This window comes from Ignavibacteriota bacterium (assembly GCA_016708125.1).
Classification (GTDB): domain Bacteria; phylum Bacteroidota; class Ignavibacteria; order Ignavibacteriales; family Melioribacteraceae.
The window spans coordinates 526,394-547,469 of sequence record JADJGF010000001.1 but is presented as its reverse complement, the minus strand read 5'-3'; the positions used below and the strand labels follow the sequence as shown (position 1 = coordinate 547,469).

The window sequence follows — 21,076 nt, the reverse complement described above, 5'->3', positions numbered from 1 at the left end:
TACATTGAACGTAAATTAAGATAATTTAATTCTATAAATAAAGAATAGGTGATTTTATGAATTTTGATTTCACAGAAGAACAACTAATGATTCAGCAAACTGCAAGGGAATTTACTCACGCAGAAATTGCTCCAACAACAATTGAGCGGGATAAAGAAGCAAAATTTCCGACCGAAATTGTAAAAAAACTTGGCGAACTTGGTTTCATGGGAATGATGATTGATCCCGAATTTGACGGTGCCGGAATGGATACAGTTTCGTATGTTTTAGCAATGATTGAAATTGCAAAAGTTGATGCATCTGTTGCAGTTATTATGTCTGTTAATAATTCTTTAGTTACAACCGGATTGCAAAAATGGGGATCTGATTATATCAAAGAAACATTTCTAAAACCATTGGCAAGAGGTGAGAAATTAGGAGCTTTTGCTTTATCTGAACCGGAAGCCGGAAGTGACGCAACTCATCAGCAAACATCTGCATATAAAGATGGCGATTTTTGGATTTTAAACGGAACAAAAAATTGGATAACAAACGGACAAAGTGCAGATTATTTTATTGTAATGGCTCAAACAGATAAAGAGAAACGTCACAAAGGTATTACTGCATTTATGGTTGAAAAGGGAACTGATGGTTTTGGACATGGAGTTAAAGAAGATAAATTAGGAATTAGAAGTTCTGATACTTGCACTTTAACATTTGCAAATTGTAAAGTTCCGGAGAAAAATATTATTGGTGAAGTTGGGAAAGGTTTTAATTTTGCTATGGATACTTTAAATGGCGGACGTTACGGAATTGCTGCTCAAGCTGTTGGAATTGCCGAAGGTGCTTTTGAAACCGCATTCAAATATGCAAACGAAAGGAAAGCATTTGGAACGGAAATTTTTAATCACCAAGCTATTCAATTTAAATTATCCGAAATGGCTACGGATTTAGAAGCTGCAAAACTTCTAACTCTGCAAGCGGCTGCACTTCGTGATGAGAAGAAACCATATATCAAACAAGCGTCAATGGCAAAATTATTTGCATCAAAAGTTGCAGTACAAAATTCGTTGGAAGCTGTTCAAATTCATGGCGGATACGGTTATGTAAGAGAATATCACGTTGAAAGATTTTTGCGCGATTCAAAAATTACGGAAATTTACGAGGGAACTTCAGAAATTCAAAAACTTGTAATTGCACGTGAGTTGCAAAAAGAATTATTATCATAAAAAATTCTAAATTTACATTTAATAAAATATTGATAAGGAAAAAATTGTGCCTTTAAATGAAAATGAAATTCGTAAACTAACACTTCAAATTATTAATGATTTAGGAAGCAAAGCCTCACCGGATTTAGTGAAAGAACTTGTTCAAAAAAAAATTGGTAATAATGAATTTATTTCACAAAATATTGACGGAGAAAAATCAACCGGAAAAGTAATTTTAACTTCGTTCGGAATGAATCATCCGGGAATTATTTCCAGAGTTACAAAAGTATTAAGCGATGCAAATTGTGACGTTTCTGATTTAAGTCAAAAATTAATGGGTGAATTTTATACAATGATAATAATTTTGGATATTTCAAATTCGCCAAAAAATTTATCGGAACTTCAAGCGGAATTAAATAAAGTAGCAGAAGAATTGAAAATAAAAATATACCTTCAGCATGAAGATCTTTTTAGATACATGCACAGAGTTTAAAATTTAGGAGATATCAAAAAAATGCAATACCAGTTTGATGAAATTCTTGAAACAATTAAAATGACGGAAATTGAGCATTTTGATATTCGTACGGTTACGCTTGGCATTAGTCTAAGAGATTGCGCCGATAGAAATTTAGAAATTACTAAAAGAAAAATTTATGATAAAATTTTAAAGTATGGAAAAAATCACGTTAAGTATGCAAATGAAATTGAAAAACAATACGGAGTTAAAGTTGTTAATAAACGCGTTTCAATTACTCCGGCATCAATTCCGTTTGATATGTTTAATGCAAATGAATTTGTTGAAATTGCTCAGGTTTTAGATAAAGCTGCAGCAGAAATTGGGATTGATTATTTAGCGGGATATTCCGCACTTGTACAAAAAGGAATGACTAACGGTGAAAGAGAGTTAATAAAATCAATACCGATTGCACTTTCCGAAACAAAAAGAGTTTGCGCAAGTGTAAATGTTGCCTCAACTAAAGCCGGCATTAACATGGACGCAGTTTTGATGATGGCGAATGTAATTAAGCAAACTGCGGAAAATACTAAAGATAGAGATTCAATCGGTTGCGCAAAATTAGTTGTATTTTGCAATGTTCCGGAAGATAATCCATTTGTTGCAGGAGCTTTCCACGGAGTTAGTGAACCTGAAGTAGTTTTAAATGTTGGAATTAGCGGACCCGGAGTTGTGCTTGATGCAATTAAAAGTGCCGGAAATATTGATCTTCAAAAACTTGCCGAAGTAATAAAAAAAACTGTTTTTAAAATTACAAGAGCCGGCGAATTAATTGGAAGAGAAGTTGCAAATAAACACGGAATTCCATTTGGAATTGTTGATATTTCACTTGCCCCAACACCGGCGCCGGGAGATAGCATTGGCGATATTCTTAAAGCAATGGGAGTTGAAGATGTTGGAGCTCCCGGAACAACTGCGGCTTTAGCAATGTTGAATGATTCAGTGAAAAAAGCCGGACTTATGGCAAGTTCATCGGTTGGAGGATTAAGTGGAGCATTTATTCCAGTTAGCGAAGATCAAGCAATGATTGATGCAGTTGAAAGAGGAAATTTATCAATAGAAAAATTGGAAGCGATGACGGCAGTTTGCTCTGTTGGATTGGATATGGTTGCAATTCCCGGTGATACACCAGCAACAACAATTGCCGGAATTATTGCCGATGAATGTGCCATAGGGATTATAAATGATAAAACTACTTCAGCAAGATTAATTCCAGCGTTTGGAAAAAAAGTTGGTGATTATATTGATTACGGCGGATTGCTTGGCAAAGCTCCAATTATGAATGTACGAAATTTATCAAGCCAAAATTTTGTTGGAAGAGGAGGGAGAATTCCAGCTCCCGTAAGAAGTTTAACAAATTAAAAAAATATAAAGGAGAAATAAATGAGCAAAGGAATAGGAATACTAATTGTAGTTGCGGTGATTGTTATTGGCGCAATTATGTGGGGAATGGGAATTTATAATAACTTAGTTGGTTTAGATGAAGGTGTTTCACAAAGTTGGAGTCAAGTTGAAAATCAATATCAGCGAAGAGCTGATTTAATTCCAAATTTAGTAAACACAGTTAAAGGCGTAGCAAACTTTGAAAAAGAAACTTATACTGCAGTAACAGAGGCAAGAGCAAAAGTTAATCAAATTAATATGACTCCGGAAATGTTAAGCGATCCGAATGCATTTGCACAATTTCAAAGTGCGCAAGACGGATTAAGCAGCGCATTATCAAGATTACTTGTTACTGTTGAAAACTATCCTCAACTAAAAGCGAATGAAAATTTTTCTCAACTCCAAGCCCAGCTTGAGGGAACCGAAAATAGAATTTCAGTTGAACGAAAAAAGTTTAATGAAGTTGTACAAAATTATAATACAACAGTTAGAAGATTTCCAGCAAGTTTGATTGCCGGTTTTACCGGATTTGCTCAAAAACAATATTTTAAAGCAGTTGCCGGATCTGAACAAGCTCCAAAAGTTGAGTTTTAGTTGAGTACAAAAAAACTAAAATATTTTCTGTTTTTTATTTTCGCAATAAAAATAATTGCTCAGCCGGAAATACCAACATTTTCAAGCTATGCTGTTGATTACACAAAAACTTTATCTAATGATCAAATAAATTATTTAGATAATGGATTGAAAACTTTTGATGATTCTACATCAAACCAAATTGTGTTTTTTATGAACAAAACTTTGGATGGTTATCCGATTGAAATGTTTACAAATGAAGTTGCTGAAAAAAATGGAATTGGAACTAAAGAAAATAATAATGGAATATTATTTTACGTTGCAAAAGATGATAGGAAAATGCGAATTGAAGTTGGGTATGGTTTAGAAGGAGCTTTACCAGATGCGTTGGCGAGTTCGATAATTAGAAATGAAGTTGCCCCATATTATAAAAATGAAATGTACTATGAAGGAACTGTTGCTGGACTTAATGCAATTATGTCAGCCACAAAAGGTGAGTATCAAGGAAACCCCACTAACCAAGGATCTCAGAAATTTCCTTTCGGGCTAATTATAATTATTATTTTTCTCATTATTTTTTTTCTATCTAGAAAAGGAGGAAAAGGTGGTCCGGGTGGATTTATATATTATGGCGGTGGTTTAGGAGGAAGTTCAAGAAGCGGCGGATTTGGCGGTTTTAGCAGCGGAGGTGGAAGTTTTGGTGGATTTAGCGGAGGCGGCGGTTCATTTGGCGGCGGAGGTGCAAGCGGAAGTTGGTAAAAAAGATAAATAATACTAATTTATCTTGAATTTAGATTTTTGATTTCTTATTATTGGATACGTTATGATTGATATTTCTAAAGGCGTTCTTTTATTTAATGATAGTGATTTCTTTTCTGCACACGACTTTTTTGAAGAACTTTGGATGGATTCTCTCAAAGAAGAAAAAGAATTTTTTCAAGGATTAGTTCAAATTTCGGTTGGTTCGTATCACCTTATTTGCGGAAATCTAAAAGGTGCTAAAAGTCAATTACAAAAAGGTAAAATCAAACTTGAAAAATTTTTACCTTCGTTTTATGAAATAAACGTTCTTAAATTAACAAAAGAAATTTCGATTCTAATAACAAACTTGGATCAAGAAAATATAATAAATCAGATTCCAAAAATTGAATTAACAACTTAACAAAACTTTATTAGGAGATAGTTATGGCAATAATGATAACTGACGAATGCATAAATTGTGGTGCATGCGAACCGGAGTGTCCAAATACCGCAATTTATGAAGGCGGAAATGAATGGGCATTAGCGGGAAATACTTATGGTGAAGGTAATGCTGCGCCATCCGGTGCAGAAGGATTTTTCTCATCAGATTATTTTTATATTGTTCCGGATAAATGTACTGAGTGTAAAGGATTTCATGATGAACCGCAATGTGCTGCTGTTTGTCCTGTTGATTGCTGCGTTCCTGATCCAAATCGCGTTGAATCCGAAGAAGAATTATTGGCAAAAAAAGCACATTTAGATGAAGTAGAAGGAAGATAATTTTTAATAAAATTTTTTCTAAACCGTATAGGAGTTTTTCTTGTACGGTTTTTTATTTTTAAAGCAAAATATTTGTAAATAGATGAAAATTGGAAAATACAAATTATCAGTTTTAGAAACCGGAACTTTTGCTTTAGACGGTGGAGCAATGTTTGGAATTATTCCAAAACCTCTTTGGGAAAAATCAATTATTCCGGATGAAAAAAATAGAATTAAATTAGGATTGAGATGTTTACTTCTTGAATCCGAATCGAAAAAAATTTTAGTTGATACTGGAATGGGAAATCTTTGGGATGAAAAGTCTATTTCGATATATAATTTAAACAATATTGAGAATGATTTACTAAAATCCCTTAATTCAAAAAATATTCTTGCCGATCAAATTACTGACGTAATTTTAACCCATCTTCATTTTGATCATACCGGCGGATCAACAAAAATTGAGAATGATAAATTAATTCCAACTTTTCCGAATGCAAAATATTATGTTCAGAAAAAACATTTTGATTGGGCGCAAAATCCAACGGATAGAGATAAAGGAAGTTTTATTCCCAAATTTTATCTGCCTTTGTATGAAAATGGAGTTTTAAATTTTACAAACGGTGACGATTTTTTTGATGATGAAATTCAATTTTTGACAATTAACGGACACACAATCGCTCAGCAAATGGTGAAGATTTCGGATTCATCAAATACATTTTTGTATTGTGGCGATTTAATTCCAACTATGTACCACATTCCAATTCCTTACGTTATGGGATATGATATTCAACCTTTAGAAACAGTAAAAGAAAAAAAGAAATTTTTGCAATTAGCTGCTGAAGAAAATTGGAAATTAATTTTTGAACATGATTCTCAAAATGTATGTGCAACAATTAAGAAAACTGAAAAAGGTTTTTCATTTAATGAAAGATTTAAAGAATTATTGTGATTGAGAAAGAAGAATTTAACGGATTTACTTTTGCTTGTAAAGTTTCGGATATTAAAGAAAAAGTTGGAAAAAGATTTTATATAAATGATGTTGATGTAGCAATATTTAAAGTTAGCGGTAAAATTTTTGCGGTTAGTAATATTTGTCCGCATCAACATACAGCGCAAATTTATGAAGGATTTATTGAAAACGATTGTGTAGTTTGTCCTTTACATGGTTGGATATTTAATCTTGAAACGGGAAATCTATTTGGTGGTAGCAAAGGTTTAGATGTTTATGAAACAAAAATTATTGATAATAAAATTTTTGTGAAAGCTGAAGATAAAAAATTGAATTGGTAAATTAAGTGTTCTAAAATTTAGACATTCTGAAAATATCCAATTTATAAGCTCAACTTTAGAATAATAATTTTACGGATTTCTCATCCGTTAGCTAAAGTATTTGAAATGACAAAAATATTAATTTCAATTAAATTATATCATTCTTTTGTTTAAAGAAAAAATCATATCAAAAGCAAAACAACTCGGATTTGATCTAATCGGATTTTCAAAATATCAAACACTTGAAAAAGAAATTCAAAATTTAGAAAAGTGGCTTTCTAAAAATTATCAAGCTGGTATGAATTACATGGAAAAAAATCTTGATAAAAAGAAAGATGTAAACTTAATTTTGGAAAACTGCAAAAGTGTAATTTCGTTGGGAATGAATTATTTTGTAAAAGATAATTTTAGTGAAATAAATAATTCCGGAAAAGTTTCCCGCTATGCTTGGGGAAAAGATTATCATTTAATTATTTGGGAAAAGTTGGATGAACTTATTGAATATGCTAAAATTGAAAATCCAAATTTTAAAGCAAAAAGTTATGTTGATACCGGTCCGGTAATGGATAAAGTCTGGGCAGTAAAATCCGGAATTGGTTGGCAAGGGAAAAATAGCAATATAATTAATAGAGAAATTGGAAGCTGGTTTTTTATTTCTACATTTCTAACAAATTTTGATTTTGAAAATTATGAAAATCAAATTGAAGATTTTTGCGGAAGTTGTACGGCTTGCATAAAAGCTTGTCCAACAAATGCAATTATTGAAGATTATGTTGTAGATTCAAACAAATGCATTTCATATTTAACAATAGAAAATAAAAGCGAGATTTCTAATGAGTTTATTGGAAAATTTGATAATTGGATTTTTGGCTGCGATGTTTGTCAAGATGTTTGTCCTTGGAATATTAAATTTGCAGAATCTACAAATCAAACAGAATTTTTAGAAATTAAAAATAAAAATTTATCATTTGAAGAGATCGAAAAGATGGAAGATTCTGATTTTAAAAATAAGTTTTGTGAAAGTCCCATTTTACGAACTAAGCTAAAAGGTCTAAGACGAAATTCAGAATTTTTGCAAAAACTAATGTGAAACTAAAAAAGGAAAATTGTATCTAATCTTAAATAAAAAAAGTTATGTCATTCCCAACCTGCTTACCGCAGGCAAGCTTGATTGGGAATCCAGAAAAGTTGAAAAATGGATTTCCGATAAAAACATTCGGAAATGACAAAGATTGGAAAATTTAAAAAGTATTAATTTGGAGTAAAAAAATGTCAGAAAATCATCATAAAATTGTAATAATTGGTTCTGGTCCAGCCGGATTAACCGCTGCAATTTACGCTGCAAGAGCAAATATGAATCCCGTAATTTATGAAGGAATGCAGCCGGGCGGACAATTAACAATTACTACAGAAGTTGAAAATTATCCCGGTTTTGAAAATGGAATTCAAGGGCCAGAGTTGATGGATGTAATGAGAAAGCAAGCATGCAAATTTGGCGCAAAATGTGAATTCAAAGAAATTACAGAAGTTGATTTTTCGCAAAGACCGTTTAAGTTAAAAGCTGAAGATAAAGAAATTACTGCCGATGCTGTAATTATTTCCACCGGAGCGAGCGCAAAATTGTTGGGAACTGAAAGTGAGAAAAACTATATGGGTTATGGTGTTTCTGCATGTGCAACTTGCGATGGATTTTTCTATAAAGGTTTAAAAGTAATTGTTGTAGGCGGCGGCGATACTGCAATGGAAGAAGCAAATTATTTAACAAATTTTGCTTCGGAAGTTTTAATTGTGCATAGAAGAGATGAATTTAGAGCATCTCAAATTATGATTGATAGAGCTAAGAAAAATCCCAAAATTAAGTTTGCTTTGAATCAAACAATTAAAGAAGTTCTTGGCGAAGTAAACATGATGGGACATAAAAAAGTAACCGGCGCAATTTTGGAAAATACAAAAGACGGAAGCTCTGAAGAAGTAAAAGTTGACGGAATTTTTATAGCAATTGGACATCAGCCGAATACAAAAATATTTAACGGTAAATTGGAAATGGATGAAACCGGATATTTAAAAGTTAAAGCCGGTTCTACTCATACAAATATTGAAGGTGTTTTAGCTGCCGGAGATGTTGCCGATAAAACTTATCGCCAAGCAATTACAGCAGCCGGAACGGGTTGTATGGCAGCTTTGGATGCTCAACGTTGGCTTGAAGAAAAGGAATTAGCTTAAATATTCAACATAAAAAAGATGCGATCTTTTAACAAGATCGCATCTTTGATTTCACTTTTAATAAATTCTAATTTAAAAATTTATTATATGCCAGTATTGTAAATTTTCAAATCGGTATGAAAATTTAACTCAGCTTTTCAGTTTTCTCATCTTCTTTTTCAAACTTTCTTGAAACAAAAAATGCAGCTACAAAACCCAAACCGCTTAGTGTAATTATTGAAAGTGGAATCAATCCTTCATTTAAATCAGCATGATCCGCAATAACACCAAACCCAATACCAAGTCCGGCACCAATTATTATTACACCTAATTTTAACCAAATATATGGATTTTTTTTAGATCTGAATAATTCAGCAATTTGTTCCGGTGCCAATCCTTTTTCAATCATCATTTGGCGTTCTTTTGATCTAAAATAAAAAAAAGTTACAATAACTAATCCAATTACAGTTGTTATTAAAATTCCGGTTATTCCTTCCATTATTTCTGGGTTCATTTTATATCTCCTAATTTGTTTTGCAATAGAATTTTATTCTCAATACTTTTGACTATAACAACTAACAAAAAGGTTACACGAAATTTTAAAATTTATTTGTAACCTTTATTTGTAAGTTTAGTCTAAAATTGTAAGATGAAAAAACTTACTGATATAGAAATAATTGAATCTGTACTAAAGGGAAATGTTAACGATTATTCTCTTATAATTGATAGATATAAAAATAAAGCTTTTTCACTTTTAGTTAATATTTTGAAAAATAAAATGGATGCCGAAGAAGCTTTGCAAGATAGTTTTATTAAAGCTTATAATTCGCTTAATAATTTTAGAAATGAATCTCAATTTTCAACTTGGTTTTATAAGGTTGTTTATAATACCGGCTTAACAATTCTATCAAGTAAAAAACGCAAAATAGAAATGCAAATGGATTCTTTTGAAGATCTAAACTATTTTGAAAATATAGATGATGAAGTTTATTCTATTTCCGAAAATAAAAAAACATATTTACTAAATTTGGTTGATAAATTGCCGATTCGAAATTCACTTGTTCTTATTTTATATTATATGGATAATCTTTCGATAAAAGAAGTCAGCGAAGTTTTAGATTTATCGCTTGTTAATGCAAAAGTACTTTTACATAGATCGAGAAATTTGTTGAGAGATTTACTTATCCAGCATAATTATCAAGAGGAATTACAATGAAAAATAATTTTGATGAACTTATAAATAAATTTTTGGATAATGAAATTGATTCTGATGAATTAAATACAATAAAAGATTTGCTAAAAAATAATTTAGAATTTAGAGCAAAGTTTACAACGCAGAAATATATTCATGAAAATCTAAATGAAATTCCTTTACATTCAGCACCAATAAATATTACCGAACTTGTGATGGGAAAAATTATTTCTAAACTAAATGTTAAAATTCAGAAAAATTATTTTTTCAAAGGAATTCTTGTAACTTTGTTAGCCTTTTTAATCATAGCATTATACTTCTTTTTCTCATTTCTGGGCGATCTTAAATTTGTTCAGCAGACAGTTTCTTATATTGATTACACCAGTAATTATTTTCAGCCGATAATTTCTTTTTTAAGTAAAATTTTTAAAAATGATATTTTTAGAACATTATCCGGTTTATTCGGATTTATAATTTTACTTAGTTTTTATTTTTCTCTAAACTCATTCAAAGATTTTAAAAATAGAATGAAACAATTTTAGATGATTATTTTTTTCTCTTATAATAATTAGTTTGTCATTCCCGAACGTTTTAACCGGGAATCTAAAAACTATATTTAAAGATCCGATCTTTCAAAAAGATCTGATCTTTAAATAATCTCACTTCCACATTTCTTATTTAAAAAATTCCCAAATCAATTTTAATTATCTTTACAAATAATTTTTGATAAAACTATGAAAACTAAATCCGGATTTGTAACAATAATCGGCAAACCAAATGTCGGTAAATCAACTTTGATGAATAAATTAATCGGAGAAGATTTATCAATAATTACAAATAAGCCGCAGACTACGCGTAAAAGAATTTTAGGAATTTTGGATACAAAAGAATTTCAAATTGTTTTTTTAGATACTCCCGGAATTTTAGAGCCTAAATATTTACTTCAAGAAAAATTATTGGATTACGTTGATCTTTCGGTTCAAGATGCCGATATTCTTGTGTTTCTATTGGATGCGCAAAATATAGATGTTGAAATTAAATCTTTTGAAAAAGAAAGTATCAAAAAATTTATTTCAAATAAGAAGCAAAAAAAAATTCTTGCAATAAACAAAATTGATTTATCAAATGAAGAAAAAATTAAAAATTCAATTTTACATTTTGAGAATGAAAAATTGTTTGAAAATATAATTCCGATTTCTGCTATTGAGAATTACAATATTGATTCATTGCTTTCAAAAATTGTAGAATTTTTACCGGAACATCCAAAATATTTTCCCGAAGATCAATTAACGGATGAACCCGAAAAGTTTTTTGTCGCCGAAAAAATTAGAGAAAAAGTTTTTGAATTATATAAAGATGAAATTCCATATTCGGTTGAAGTAGTAATCGATCAATTTTTAGAAAGAGAAAACCGAAAAGATTATATTTCTGCCTCAATAATTGTAGAGCGTGATTCTCAGAAGCCGATTATTCTTGGAAAAAAAGGAACATCGATTAAAAAGTTGGGTGAACTTTCCAGAAAATCTATAGAAGAATTTTTAATGCGAGAAGTTTTTTTGGAATTGTTTGTTAAGGTAAAACCCAATTGGCGTAAAGATGAAAACATGCTTAAAAATTTTGGTTATAGTAATTAAATAATCAATGGAACGCAGATAATTATGATTGTTATGATTTATTATGATCTAAAAAATCAGCGTTCTATTTTTTTTTATGAAAAATGATATTACAAAAAAAATATAAATCTGAAGCAATTCTACTTTTAATAACATTACTTTGGGGAGCAACTTTTGTAATTGTCAAAGAATCATTGAATGATATTTCCTCAATGGCATTTATTGCATTACGATTTTTAATTGCCGGAATATTTTTACTTCCGTTTATAATTAAAAAAAAATTTACAAAGCAAAATTTTAATGCGGGAATTTTATTAGGTATTTTGTTGTTCATCGGTTTTGCAGTTCAGACTATTGGATTAAAATATACATCGGCAACAAAATCCGGATTTTTTACTGGAACAACTGTAATTATGATTCCAATTCTTCAAACAATTATTGAAAAAAGAATTCCAACAAAAGGAGTAATTCTCGGTTCTATTCTGGTGATGATAGGAATTGCATTTTTATCAAGCGGCGGAAATTCAATTTTAAATTTATTTGAAGACATTGCAACAAACTTTAATCTTGGTGACGGCTTAACCTTAATCTGCGCTTTCTTTTTCGCAATCTATATTATTTATTTAGATATTGAAACAACCAAACATGAATTTTGGGTTTTACTTTTTTTGCAGATTATTACGACTGCAATTTTAGCGATAATATTTTCTTTATTTTTTTCCGGAATTAATTTAGAACATTTTAAAATTGATTTAACAAATAATTTAATTGGCGGAATTTTATATACATCAATTTTTGCAACATTAATTACAACGGCGCTTCAAACAAAATATCAGAAAGATGTAACACCGGCAAAAGCGGGAATTATTTTTTCATTTGAGCCAATTTTTGCGGCAATTTTTGCATTCTTTATATTAGGAGAAAAAATAACTAATTTTGGATACTTCGGCGCAGCATTGATTATGCTGGGTTTGTTTATTTCTGAATTGTATGAAAATATATTTATAAAAAATGGAAAACCAAAAAATTAGAGTGGAAATAATTGTTTCCGGTTTGGTGCAAGGAGTTGGTTTTAGATATTTTGTTTTGCGAAAAGCTTTGGAATTGAATTTAGTCGGTTACACAAAAAATCAATATGATGGTACAGTTTTAACGGTTGCGGAAGGTGAAAAATATCAAATTGAAGAATTATTCAATCATTTAAAAATTGGACCAATGCACGCCGATGTTAGAGATATAAAAATTTCTTGGCAAAGTTTTGTCGGAGAATTTTCAACTTTTGAAATAAGGAGATTTTAATGAATTTTAGAACCGGCTTCGGTTATGATGTTCATGCATTTTCGGGAAATAGAAAATTATTTTTAGGCGGAATTGAAATTCCTTCTGAAAAAGGTTTGCTAGGTCACTCAGATGCTGATGTTTTACTTCATGCAATTTGCGATGCTTTGTTGGGAGCTTTAGCGCTTGGAGATATTGGTCAGCATTTTCCGGATACAGACCAATCTTATAAAAATATTGACAGCAAAATTTTATTGAAAAAAGTTAGTGAACTAATTAAAAATAAAGGTTATAAAATTTCAAATATCGATTCAACAATTGTGATGGAAAAACCTAAATTGAAAGATTACATTTTTGCAATCAGAAAAAGTATTGCAGAAATACTAAATCTAAATGTTGATCAAATTTCAGTGAAAGCAACTACATCGGAAAAATTAGGTTTTGTTGGTGAAGAAAAAGGTGCGCAAGCATATTCTACTGTTCTCGTATTTCAAGATTTAGGTGATTAATGTTAGAAGAAATTATTGCTTACATCAGCACTTTAGAAACAAGTTGGATTTATATTATACTTTTCTTTTTTGCATTTATTGAAAATGTTTTTCCGCCATCTCCAAGCGATGTTGTTGTTGTAGTTGGGGCTTCTTTAATTTCGTCAACTTCAGTTGGGTTTATTCCAATTTTATTAATTACAAGTATTGGAAGCGCATTAGGATTTATTCTTATGTATTACGTTGGATTTTTTTTAAGCGAAAAAGTTTTACGCTCGGGAAAGCTTAAGTTTATTAGTCAAGATGCACTTCACAAAACTGATGAATGGTTTACCAAGTACGGTTACAAAATTATTTTAGCAAATAGATTTTTACCCGGAACAAGATCTGTAATTAGTTTTTTCTCCGGAGTTCACGAACTAAATGTTTATAAAACATTTTTCTATTCTTTAATAAGCGCACTACTTTGGAACTTTCTAATTATTTATTTGGGGATGACTTTAGGAAATAATATTCAGCAAATAGATTATTATCTTCAAACTTATTCTAATATTGGATTGGGAATTACAATACTTGTAGTAATTTATTTTACGATAAAATATTTTCTAAAAAAAAGAAAGAACAATGCTGAAAAAAATATTTAGATCATATAAATCCCGCGAACAAAAAAAAGAAAATAGAAAGGAATTATTACTCGGTTTACTTTCCGGAATTTTATTGGGATTATCATTCCCGCCAATTCCGTTAACTTATTTAATATTTTCAGCATTAATTCCTTTCTTAATTGTAATTGAAAAAAGAAATACGCTTGCGGAGATTAATAGATTTACATATTTCACAATATTTTTCTTTAACATATTTACACTTTATTGGGTTGGAAGCTGGACAAAAGATGCCGATCCTTTCTTAATGCTTTCCGGATCAATATTAATGTTTTTTAATCCAATTGTATTTTTAATTCCTTCTACCCTTTACTATTTCACAAAAAAATATATAAATAAAAATATTGCATTGTTTCTTCTTCCGTGGTTTTGGCTTTTTTATGAATATATTTATTCTATAACTGACTTTAAATTTCCATGGCTTTCGTTAAGTAATGCACTTCCGTATTTAACATCGTACATTCAAATAGCTGATATTATTGGCTCATATGGACTTACTATATTAATAATTTACACAAATATTTTTGCATATAAACTTTTTCAAAATTATAATGAAAACAGAAAATGCAATTGTAAATATGTAATTTCTTTTCTACTGATATTACTTATTCCAATTATTTACGGAATGATTAAAATTAATAATTATAAAGAAAGTACTAAAAAAGTTAAAGTTGGATTAGTTCAACCAAATTTGAATCCTAATAAAAAATGGGAAGTTGGAAATTTAGATGAACAAATTAATCTGTATTTGGATTTATCGAAAGAAGCAATTTTAAAAAAGGCAGAATTAATTATGTGGCCCGAAACTGCTTTGCCGGTTTATTTATTATTAGATAGTTATAAAAATGAAACTCTGAAAATTCAAAATTTTGTTGATTCAAATAAAATTTCAATTTTAACCGGAATGCCTCACGCAAATTTTTTCACTGATTCTTTATCAGCACCGGAAAATGCAAAACCGATGAAGAACAGTAAATATTTTTACACTAGTTACAACTCGATATTATTTTTTTCACCCAATACAAATGTTGAACAATATGGAAAAATTAAGCTTGTTCCTTTTGGTGAAAAAGTCCCTTTGGTTGAAGAATTCCCCATTCTTGGAAAATGGATTAAATGGAATGTTGGGATTTCGAGTTGGAATACTGGCACCGACACTGTAGTTTTTTCTGCAAAAAATAATTTGACAAATTATAAAGTTGGCGGTGTTATTTGTATTGAAGCGATTTATCCGGATTTTATTTCTGCGTTTGTTGATAAAGGTGCTGAATTTATTAGTGTTGTTACAAATGATAGCTGGTATGGAAATTCAAGCGGTCCATATCAGCACAAGGAAATTCATGTTTTAAGAGCTGTTGAAAATAGAAGATCGCTTGTAAGAGCTGCAAATGGTGGAATAAGTTGTATCATAAATCCATTGGGTGAAACTTTATCAGATACGAAAATGTTTACTAAAACTGTTTTGGTCGGCGATGTTGAACTAAGAAATAACAAAACTTTTTTTACAAAGTATCCATTGTTATTACCATATATAAGTATTTGTATTTCATTACTTGTAATTTTTATAACAATATTTAAAAAAATAATAGAACGCTGATAACACTGAATACGCAAATTTTCACAGATAAAAGAGATATAAAATGTTACATTCTGAATTAACAGAAAAAATAATTGGAGCGTTTTACAAAGTTAATAATACTCTCGGATATGGATTTCTCGAAAAGGTTTATGAAAATGCAATGAAAGTTGAATTGAAAAAATTAGGATTAAATGTAAAGCAACAGCATAATATTAAAGTGTTTTATGAAAATGAAAATGTTGGAGATTATTATGCTGATTTAATCGTTAATGATTTAGTGATTTTAGAATTAAAAGCAGCAGAAAGTATTTGCGAAGAACATGAAGCGCAATTAATAAATTATCTTAAAGCAACTGATATTGAAGTAGGTTTACTTTTGAATTTTGGTAAAAAAGCAGAATTCAGAAGAAAAATTTTTAGTAATAACTAATTTTCTGTGGATATCTGTGTTATCGGCGTTATCCGCGTTCTATAGGGGAACAATGAACAAAATTATTGATTTAAGAAGTGATACAGTTACTCGTCCTTCACAAGGAATGAGAAAAGCAATGTATGATGCAGAAGTTGGCGATGATGTATTTAAAGAAGACCCAACATTAAATAAACTTCAAGAAATGATTGCGGAATTACTCAGCAAAGAATCGGCATTGTTTGTACCAAGCGGTGTAATGGGAAATCAGATTTGCCTAAATGTTCATACAAATCCGGGTGATGAAGTAATTTGCGAAGCAGATGCACATATTTTCCAATATGAATCCGGATCACCGGCAGTTCTTAGTGGAATTCAACTTTATCCAATTAAAGCTGATCGTGGGATTCTTAATCCGGAATTAGTAGAACCTTTAATTCGCCCAACAAGCGCATACTACATGCCAAGAACAAAAATTATTGAAGTAGAAAATACACACAACAGAGCCGGCGGAACAATTTATAAATTAGAGGAAATTGAAAAGCTTCAAACTCTTGTGAGAAAACATAATTTAAAATTTCATTTGGATGGAGCAAGATTGTGGAATGCTTCAGTCGCAACCAGTATAAAAGTTTCCGAGTATGCAAAATATTTCGATTCAGTTTCAGTTTGTTTATCAAAGGGTTTAGGAACGCCGGTTGGATCCGTAATTGCCGGAACATCAGAATTTATAAATGAAGCTTTCCGAGTAAGAAAGGCGTTTGGCGGAGGAATGCGTCAAGCCGGAGTATTAGCTGCTGCCGGAATTTATGCAATTCAAAATAATATTGAGCGGCTTGCAGAAGATCATGAAAAAGCAAAAATGCTTGCAAATTATTTAGTTAAAACTGGAAAGTTTGAATTAATAAATAAAGAAGTTGAAACAAATATTATTATATTTAAACCATTACAAAAAAGTGTTGAAGAATCTTTATCAATTTGTAAAGAAAATGGATTGCTTTTTTCGGTTGGACAAATTGGAACTTTACGAGCCGTAACTCATATGGATGTTAGTTTTGAAGATATAAATAAAGTTTGCGAAATAATTGAAAAAGTTTTTTGACAAAATATGGAAATAGAAAATTTCAAACATAAAATTACTGAAGTTGTAAAATTCCATGAAGTTGATATTATGGGAGTTTGCAATAATGCTGTATATTTCAATTATTTTGAAGATGCGCGAATTAAATATCTTCAAGATTTAAAGAAAAATTATAATCTCAAAGTTATTTTAGAAAATAATTTATTTTTCATAATGGCTCATAATGAATGTGATTATATTTTACCGGCAAAATTGGATGATGAGTTAGAAATTTTAACTAAAATTATTGAAATCAGAAATTCAAGTTTTAAATTTGAACATTTAGTAATAAACAAAAATAATTTGCAAATAATTGCAAAGGGAAATGGAATTCTTGTTCATATAAATTTGCAAACAAAAAAGTCCATTCCATTACCGGATGAATTTTACAATGCCGTAAACGATTTTGAAAAGGGGGTAGAAATAAATAAAAATCCTTAAACATTTTTGAGGTAAAAATGGGAATTGTAATTGATATTGAAACCGTTGGATTTGAATTGGAAAATTTAGCGGAAAGTCAGCAAGAATTTCTTCTAAGATATGCGGAAAAAGAATCTGATCAAATTATAAGAGAAAATAAAAAAGAAGAAGTAGAAAGGTTTTTAAGTCTTTATCCTTATACTGCAAAAATTATTTCAATAGGAATGTTAAATACAGAAACAAACGGAATTCTTGTTTTGTATGATGACAATTCCGAAGAAGAAATTATAATTGAAGAAAAAGGAATTAAGTACAAATCCATAAATGAAAAAGAACTTTTAAAATTATTTTGGAATTATTTATCCAAAACAGATAAAGTAATTACATTTAACGGAAGGAATTTTGATATCCCGTTTTTAATGCTTCGCTCTGCAATGCTTGAAGTTAAACCTACTATAAATTTAATTCATAACAGATACAACATAACAAAACACATTGATTTGCTTGATCAATTTACATTTTACGGAATTACAAGAAAATTTAATTTGGATTTTTATTGTCACGCATTTGGAATAAAATCTCCAAAATCTAAAGGAATTACCGGAATGGAAATTAAGGAATTATATAAAGCCGGAAAAATTAAAGACATTGCAATTTATTGCAGCGAAGATGTTAAAGCAACTTATGAATTATATAAAATTTGGGAAGATTATTTGAATATTTAGAAAATCTTGTTAAATAATTTTAAAATATGTTTTTACAAAATTTATTAAAAAATAAATGAAAAATTTCAGTTGCCCAAATTGTAAAAGTCCAATATCCATTAAAGAAATATTTCGATTTAAAAAAAATCATCAAACAATTTGTAAGAATTGTAAATCAATATTGAAACCAAAAAATATTAAATCATGGAATTGGGGTTTTGGTATTGGTTTTTTATCTGTTGTAATTCCCGCAACAATTATTTTACATTTTTATGATAACTTTTTAATAGCAGCATTGCTAAGTATTTGTTTTGGAAGTATTGCAGTTTTATTTGTTGTGCTACACACTTATTTAACAACTGAATTTGAGGAATACTAATTTTTGATGTGCAATAGAAGTTCAAAGATGCCATCTTTAAAAAAATGGCATCTTTTTAATAAACATTTATAAATTTAAAGACATCGAATTCTTGATAACAAAAATATTATTTTTTTAATTCTGCAATTAAAGCCGGAACAACTTCAAAAACATCTCCGGCAATTCCGTAATCTGCAATTTGAAATATCGGAGCATCTGCATCTTTGTTTATTGCAACAATACATTTTGATGATCGCATTCCGGCTAAATGTTGAATTGCTCCGGAAATTCCCAAAGCAATATATAAATTTGGCGAAACAGTTTTCCCTGTTTGCCCGACTTGCTCTGCATGAGGTCGCCAGCCAGCATCAACAACAGCGCGGGAAGCTCCAACTGCTGCTCCTAAAACTTCTGCTAAATCTTCAACCAGTTTAAAATTTGCAGCTTCTTTCATTCCTCTTCCGCCGGAAACAATTAATGATGCTTCTGCAACATCTAACTTTCCTTCAGCTTTTTTAACTTCAATTACTTTTGTTGAAAAATCCGGTGAAGAAATTTCTTTGACAATTATTTCTGAATTATTTTCAGTTGGTTCTCCCGGATTAAATACATTTGGTCTAATTGTAAAAACTTTTTTCTCTGAATTTATTTTAATATCAACTAATGCTTTTCCAGCGTAAATTGGTCTTGTTGCAATAATATTATTTTCGGATGTTTCAATTTTAATAACATCAACTGCAATTCCAGCATCCAATTTTGCAGCAATTCTTGGAGCCAAATCTTTTCCGAGCGAAGTATTTCCAATTAAAATTATATTTGCACCAATTTCATTTAAAAATTCTACAATAGTTTTTGTGTATGCAGAGGATGAATATTTATTAAGTTCGGAATTTTTTAAATGTGTTATTTTTTTAATTCCATAATTGCCAATTTTTGATAAATCATTTATTTCTCCGCCAACTATTACAGCTTCAATCGCACAGTTTAATTTTTGGGAAAGTTCAAATCCAGCTTTTGAAACTTCATACGATACTTTTTTTATATTATTATCTCTTTGCTCAAGAATAACTAAAATTTTATTTGTCATTTTCATCTCCTATATTACTTTTGCTTCTTCTTTCAATAAACGAACTAACTCAGGAACTGCACTTGAGTCTTTACCTATTATTTTCCCGGCTTGCTTCCCAACTGGTTTACTCATTTGAATAACTTCAGATTTATTTTCAAAAACCGATGCATTTTTTTCCTCGATTACTTTTTTCTTTGCTGCCATAATTCCTTTAAGAGATGCATATCGCGGTTCGTTTAAACCCTTTTGGCAAGTTATAATTGCGGGAATTGAAGTTTCAACAATTTCCTTTCCACCTTCAATTTCACGTTCGGCAGTAATTTTATTTCCGTCAATATCAAATTTAATAACTACACTTACGCAATTAAATCCCAAAAATTCAGCGGTTAATTGTCCGGTTATTGAATTATCATAATCAACAGCTTGTTTACCCATAAAAACTAAATCTGCATTTTGCAATTTTATTTCTTCGGCTAATGCTTTGGAAAGACTTATAGAATCTCTGATTCCGCTATCTTTTAATAAAATACCATTATCTGCACCCATTGCTAAAGCTTTACGAACGCTTTCTTTATTAGATTCATTGCCTAAACTAATAATAACGACTTCACCGCCAAATTTTTCTTTGGTTTTTAAGGCTTCTTCAATGGCAAATTCATCATAGGGATTTAGTATGTAAGTTACATCGGTTGGATCGATAGATTTAGCATCACTGCCGATTTTAATTTTTGCGGCTGTATCCGGAACATGACTAACACAAACAGCAATCTTCATTGTACCTCCTATTTATACCGAAATATTTTTAAAAAATAGTATAAATTTAGATACAAATAAAGTTTTTACAACATGAAAAGTTTAAAATCTTTTCTTTCTTAGATGTAAAGTTTAAGAAAAATAAATAATTACTAAACCAAGCATTAAAACGTGAACAAAAAGTAAACTACTTATAAATAATTTTTTTCTGCTTTGTTTTTTTTCGTGCAGTTTATCTTCTTCAAAAACTCTTTTGCTGAAGAAATCACCCATTGAAGGATTCCACTCGGGATGACTAATTGGATTTTGTATATATTCTGACATTCAAACCTCAAAAAAAAATTAGTAAAAATTTAATTAATATGCAATTGAATTAATTGTTTTTTTATGTTTATCTATTTAATGTTTCAAAGTAATAGAAGTAAATTTTGTCATTTGTGACTCAAATCACTTTGTTTTATTCAACTTTGATAAAAAAATGCCGATTATTTCTCATAAGTTTATTGCAAGTTAAATGAATGAAACTTTTTTTTAATTTGTTGTAAATCACTGATTTAAGAACTCAATTACTGCTTATTGCTTGTAAAATTGAGGTGAAAATGAGTTTTACGGTTAAAGGTTATTCTGGAGAATTTTTTATAAAAAATGAATCCAGTATTTTAGAATTAAAAATTGATGAAACGGGAAATCAAACCGGAGAAAGTAAGGTTCACGTAATTACAGATTCAATCGAAAATCAAGACGATAGAATTTTAGTAATACAAAAACTTAAAGAATTTAGAAAAAATTAACTAAATTTG

The 21,076-nt window shown here is 29.9% G+C and carries 29 protein-coding genes; 25 read left to right on the top strand and 4 right to left on the bottom strand.

Annotated elements, in window-relative coordinates:
* Nucleotides 1-56: 56 nt before the first annotated feature.
* The 11 genes from IPH62_02665 to trxB all read left to right on the top strand — a co-directional run bounded on the left by IPH62_02665 (nucleotide 57) and on the right by trxB (nucleotide 8,652).
* Entirely contained in the window at nucleotides 57-1,208 is a 1,152-nt protein-coding gene (locus IPH62_02665) for an acyl-CoA dehydrogenase (GenBank protein ID MBK7104170.1), read from the top strand.
* 46 nt (nucleotides 1,209-1,254) lie between these two features.
* A complete protein-coding gene (locus IPH62_02660) occupies nucleotides 1,255-1,680 on the top strand; it encodes an ACT domain-containing protein (protein MBK7104169.1) in 426 nt (141 codons plus the stop codon).
* A gap of 21 nt (nucleotides 1,681-1,701) precedes the next feature.
* On the top strand, nucleotides 1,702-3,063 hold the full coding sequence (locus tag IPH62_02655) for a PFL family protein (GenBank protein ID MBK7104168.1): 1,362 nt from the start codon (nucleotides 1,702-1,704) through the stop codon (nucleotides 3,061-3,063).
* Nucleotides 3,064-3,084: 21 nt separating this feature from the next.
* Entirely contained in the window at nucleotides 3,085-3,678 is a 594-nt protein-coding gene (locus IPH62_02650; GenBank protein MBK7104167.1) for a LemA family protein, read from the top strand.
* Complete coding sequence (locus IPH62_02645; protein ID MBK7104166.1) at nucleotides 3,679-4,416, top strand: TPM domain-containing protein; 738 nt, start codon at nucleotides 3,679-3,681, stop codon at nucleotides 4,414-4,416.
* Nucleotides 4,417-4,480: 64 nt separating this feature from the next.
* Complete coding sequence (locus IPH62_02640; GenBank protein ID MBK7104165.1) at nucleotides 4,481-4,819, top strand: DUF309 domain-containing protein; 339 nt, start codon at nucleotides 4,481-4,483, stop codon at nucleotides 4,817-4,819.
* Nucleotides 4,820-4,842: 23 nt separating this feature from the next.
* Complete coding sequence (locus IPH62_02635) at nucleotides 4,843-5,178, top strand: 4Fe-4S dicluster domain-containing protein (protein MBK7104164.1); 336 nt, start codon at nucleotides 4,843-4,845, stop codon at nucleotides 5,176-5,178.
* 82 nt (nucleotides 5,179-5,260) lie between these two features.
* On the top strand, nucleotides 5,261-6,109 hold the full coding sequence (locus IPH62_02630) for an MBL fold metallo-hydrolase (GenBank protein MBK7104163.1): 849 nt from the start codon (nucleotides 5,261-5,263) through the stop codon (nucleotides 6,107-6,109).
* Entirely contained in the window at nucleotides 6,106-6,450 is a 345-nt protein-coding gene (locus IPH62_02625; GenBank protein MBK7104162.1) for a Rieske 2Fe-2S domain-containing protein, read from the top strand. Before IPH62_02630 ends, IPH62_02625 begins: the two co-directional genes overlap by 4 nt.
* Nucleotides 6,451-6,589: 139 nt before the next feature.
* Nucleotides 6,590-7,519 carry a tRNA epoxyqueuosine(34) reductase QueG gene (queG, locus tag IPH62_02620; protein MBK7104161.1) on the top strand — a complete coding sequence of 310 codons (930 nt, stop codon included), beginning with the start codon at nucleotides 6,590-6,592 and terminating at the stop codon, nucleotides 7,517-7,519.
* Nucleotides 7,520-7,698: 179 nt separating this feature from the next.
* Complete coding sequence (trxB, locus tag IPH62_02615; GenBank protein MBK7104160.1) at nucleotides 7,699-8,652, top strand: thioredoxin-disulfide reductase; 954 nt, start codon at nucleotides 7,699-7,701, stop codon at nucleotides 8,650-8,652.
* Between the two features lie 124 nt (nucleotides 8,653-8,776).
* On the opposite strand, the gene IPH62_02610 is transcribed toward trxB, so the two are convergent.
* Complete coding sequence (locus IPH62_02610; protein ID MBK7104159.1) at nucleotides 8,777-9,145, bottom strand: hypothetical protein; 369 nt, start codon at nucleotides 9,143-9,145, stop codon at nucleotides 8,777-8,779.
* Nucleotides 9,146-9,280: 135 nt separating this feature from the next.
* Between IPH62_02610 and IPH62_02605 the strand changes: the two genes are divergently transcribed.
* The 13 genes from IPH62_02605 (at nucleotide 9,281) to IPH62_02545 (ending at nucleotide 18,475) form a co-directional block, all read left to right on the top strand.
* A complete protein-coding gene (locus IPH62_02605) occupies nucleotides 9,281-9,847 on the top strand; it encodes a sigma-70 family RNA polymerase sigma factor (GenBank protein ID MBK7104158.1) in 567 nt (188 codons plus the stop codon).
* Nucleotides 9,844-10,365, top strand: coding sequence for a hypothetical protein (locus IPH62_02600; protein MBK7104157.1), 522 nt, complete (start codon nucleotides 9,844-9,846; stop codon nucleotides 10,363-10,365). The genes IPH62_02605 and IPH62_02600 overlap by 4 nt, the downstream gene beginning before the upstream one ends.
* A gap of 192 nt (nucleotides 10,366-10,557) precedes the next feature.
* Entirely contained in the window at nucleotides 10,558-11,457 is a 900-nt protein-coding gene (gene era / locus IPH62_02595; GenBank protein MBK7104156.1) for a GTPase Era, read from the top strand.
* 83 nt (nucleotides 11,458-11,540) lie between these two features.
* Nucleotides 11,541-12,467: a DMT family transporter gene (locus tag IPH62_02590; GenBank protein MBK7104155.1), complete on the top strand. Its 927-nt coding sequence runs from the start codon at nucleotides 11,541-11,543 to the stop codon at nucleotides 12,465-12,467.
* Complete coding sequence (locus IPH62_02585; protein ID MBK7104154.1) at nucleotides 12,448-12,735, top strand: acylphosphatase; 288 nt, start codon at nucleotides 12,448-12,450, stop codon at nucleotides 12,733-12,735. The genes IPH62_02590 and IPH62_02585 overlap by 20 nt, the downstream gene beginning before the upstream one ends.
* On the top strand, nucleotides 12,735-13,223 hold the full coding sequence (locus IPH62_02580; protein ID MBK7104153.1) for a 2-C-methyl-D-erythritol 2,4-cyclodiphosphate synthase: 489 nt from the start codon (nucleotides 12,735-12,737) through the stop codon (nucleotides 13,221-13,223). The genes IPH62_02585 and IPH62_02580 overlap by 1 nt, the downstream gene beginning before the upstream one ends.
* Complete coding sequence (locus IPH62_02575; protein MBK7104152.1) at nucleotides 13,223-13,846, top strand: DedA family protein; 624 nt, start codon at nucleotides 13,223-13,225, stop codon at nucleotides 13,844-13,846. Before IPH62_02580 ends, IPH62_02575 begins: the two co-directional genes overlap by 1 nt.
* Entirely contained in the window at nucleotides 13,827-15,461 is a 1,635-nt protein-coding gene (lnt, locus tag IPH62_02570) for an apolipoprotein N-acyltransferase (protein ID MBK7104151.1), read from the top strand. The genes IPH62_02575 and lnt overlap by 20 nt, the downstream gene beginning before the upstream one ends.
* Nucleotides 15,462-15,504: 43 nt before the next feature.
* The gene (locus tag IPH62_02565) at nucleotides 15,505-15,873 is read left to right on the top strand and encodes a GxxExxY protein (GenBank protein MBK7104150.1); all 369 of its coding nucleotides are present in this window, start codon (nucleotides 15,505-15,507) and stop codon (nucleotides 15,871-15,873) included.
* Nucleotides 15,874-15,925: 52 nt separating this feature from the next.
* Nucleotides 15,926-16,954, top strand: a complete 1,029-nt coding sequence (gene ltaE / locus IPH62_02560) for a low-specificity L-threonine aldolase (GenBank protein ID MBK7104149.1) — start codon at nucleotides 15,926-15,928, stop codon at nucleotides 16,952-16,954.
* Nucleotides 16,955-16,960: 6 nt separating this feature from the next.
* Nucleotides 16,961-17,413, top strand: coding sequence for an acyl-CoA thioesterase (locus IPH62_02555; GenBank protein ID MBK7104148.1), 453 nt, complete (start codon nucleotides 16,961-16,963; stop codon nucleotides 17,411-17,413).
* A 17-nt stretch (nucleotides 17,414-17,430) separates the two neighbouring features.
* A complete protein-coding gene (locus IPH62_02550; protein MBK7104147.1) occupies nucleotides 17,431-18,117 on the top strand; it encodes a ribonuclease H-like domain-containing protein in 687 nt (228 codons plus the stop codon).
* A gap of 160 nt (nucleotides 18,118-18,277) precedes the next feature.
* Entirely contained in the window at nucleotides 18,278-18,475 is a 198-nt protein-coding gene (locus IPH62_02545; protein ID MBK7104146.1) for a hypothetical protein, read from the top strand.
* A gap of 106 nt (nucleotides 18,476-18,581) precedes the next feature.
* Here IPH62_02545 and IPH62_02540 read toward each other — a convergent pair whose 3' ends face one another.
* From IPH62_02540 to IPH62_02530, 3 genes are all read right to left on the bottom strand, one after another.
* Nucleotides 18,582-19,541, bottom strand: coding sequence for an electron transfer flavoprotein subunit alpha/FixB family protein (locus tag IPH62_02540; protein MBK7104145.1), 960 nt, complete (start codon nucleotides 19,539-19,541; stop codon nucleotides 18,582-18,584).
* A 9-nt stretch (nucleotides 19,542-19,550) separates the two neighbouring features.
* The gene (locus tag IPH62_02535) at nucleotides 19,551-20,297 is read right to left on the bottom strand and encodes an electron transfer flavoprotein subunit beta/FixA family protein (protein ID MBK7104144.1); all 747 of its coding nucleotides are present in this window, start codon (nucleotides 20,295-20,297) and stop codon (nucleotides 19,551-19,553) included.
* Nucleotides 20,298-20,408: 111 nt separating this feature from the next.
* Nucleotides 20,409-20,600, bottom strand: coding sequence for a hypothetical protein (locus IPH62_02530; protein ID MBK7104143.1), 192 nt, complete (start codon nucleotides 20,598-20,600; stop codon nucleotides 20,409-20,411).
* Between the two features lie 275 nt (nucleotides 20,601-20,875).
* Here IPH62_02530 and IPH62_02525 point away from each other — a divergent pair, with 275 nt between their 5' ends.
* Nucleotides 20,876-21,067, top strand: a complete 192-nt coding sequence (locus IPH62_02525; protein MBK7104142.1) for a hypothetical protein — start codon at nucleotides 20,876-20,878, stop codon at nucleotides 21,065-21,067.
* Nucleotides 21,068-21,076 lie beyond the last annotated feature (9 nt).

Coding starts and splice junctions, on each gene's coding strand:
- IPH62_02630 (MBK7104163.1), top strand. CDS start 5,261: ATGAAAATTGGAAAATACAAATTATCAGTTTTAGAAACCGGAACTTTT.
- IPH62_02550 (MBK7104147.1), top strand. CDS start 17,431: ATGGGAATTGTAATTGATATTGAAACCGTTGGATTTGAATTGGAAAAT.
- IPH62_02530 (MBK7104143.1), bottom strand. CDS start 20,600: ATGTCAGAATATATACAAAATCCAATTAGTCATCCCGAGTGGAATCCT.
- IPH62_02525 (MBK7104142.1), top strand. CDS start 20,876: ATGAGTTTTACGGTTAAAGGTTATTCTGGAGAATTTTTTATAAAAAAT.
- IPH62_02605 (MBK7104158.1), top strand. CDS start 9,281: ATGAAAAAACTTACTGATATAGAAATAATTGAATCTGTACTAAAGGGA.
- IPH62_02575 (MBK7104152.1), top strand. CDS start 13,223: ATGTTAGAAGAAATTATTGCTTACATCAGCACTTTAGAAACAAGTTGG.
- IPH62_02665 (MBK7104170.1), top strand. CDS start 57: ATGAATTTTGATTTCACAGAAGAACAACTAATGATTCAGCAAACTGCA.
- IPH62_02565 (MBK7104150.1), top strand. CDS start 15,505: ATGTTACATTCTGAATTAACAGAAAAAATAATTGGAGCGTTTTACAAA.
- trxB (MBK7104160.1), top strand. CDS start 7,699: ATGTCAGAAAATCATCATAAAATTGTAATAATTGGTTCTGGTCCAGCC.
- IPH62_02650 (MBK7104167.1), top strand. CDS start 3,085: ATGAGCAAAGGAATAGGAATACTAATTGTAGTTGCGGTGATTGTTATT.
- IPH62_02655 (MBK7104168.1), top strand. CDS start 1,702: ATGCAATACCAGTTTGATGAAATTCTTGAAACAATTAAAATGACGGAA.
- IPH62_02585 (MBK7104154.1), top strand. CDS start 12,448: ATGGAAAACCAAAAAATTAGAGTGGAAATAATTGTTTCCGGTTTGGTG.
- IPH62_02610 (MBK7104159.1), bottom strand. CDS start 9,145: ATGAACCCAGAAATAATGGAAGGAATAACCGGAATTTTAATAACAACT.
- IPH62_02635 (MBK7104164.1), top strand. CDS start 4,843: ATGGCAATAATGATAACTGACGAATGCATAAATTGTGGTGCATGCGAA.
- era (MBK7104156.1), top strand. CDS start 10,558: ATGAAAACTAAATCCGGATTTGTAACAATAATCGGCAAACCAAATGTC.
- IPH62_02600 (MBK7104157.1), top strand. CDS start 9,844: ATGAAAAATAATTTTGATGAACTTATAAATAAATTTTTGGATAATGAA.
- ltaE (MBK7104149.1), top strand. CDS start 15,926: ATGAACAAAATTATTGATTTAAGAAGTGATACAGTTACTCGTCCTTCA.
- IPH62_02555 (MBK7104148.1), top strand. CDS start 16,961: ATGGAAATAGAAAATTTCAAACATAAAATTACTGAAGTTGTAAAATTC.
- lnt (MBK7104151.1), top strand. CDS start 13,827: ATGCTGAAAAAAATATTTAGATCATATAAATCCCGCGAACAAAAAAAA.
- IPH62_02540 (MBK7104145.1), bottom strand. CDS start 19,541: ATGACAAATAAAATTTTAGTTATTCTTGAGCAAAGAGATAATAATATA.
- IPH62_02590 (MBK7104155.1), top strand. CDS start 11,541: ATGATATTACAAAAAAAATATAAATCTGAAGCAATTCTACTTTTAATA.
- IPH62_02580 (MBK7104153.1), top strand. CDS start 12,735: ATGAATTTTAGAACCGGCTTCGGTTATGATGTTCATGCATTTTCGGGA.
- IPH62_02535 (MBK7104144.1), bottom strand. CDS start 20,297: ATGAAGATTGCTGTTTGTGTTAGTCATGTTCCGGATACAGCCGCAAAA.
- IPH62_02640 (MBK7104165.1), top strand. CDS start 4,481: ATGATTGATATTTCTAAAGGCGTTCTTTTATTTAATGATAGTGATTTC.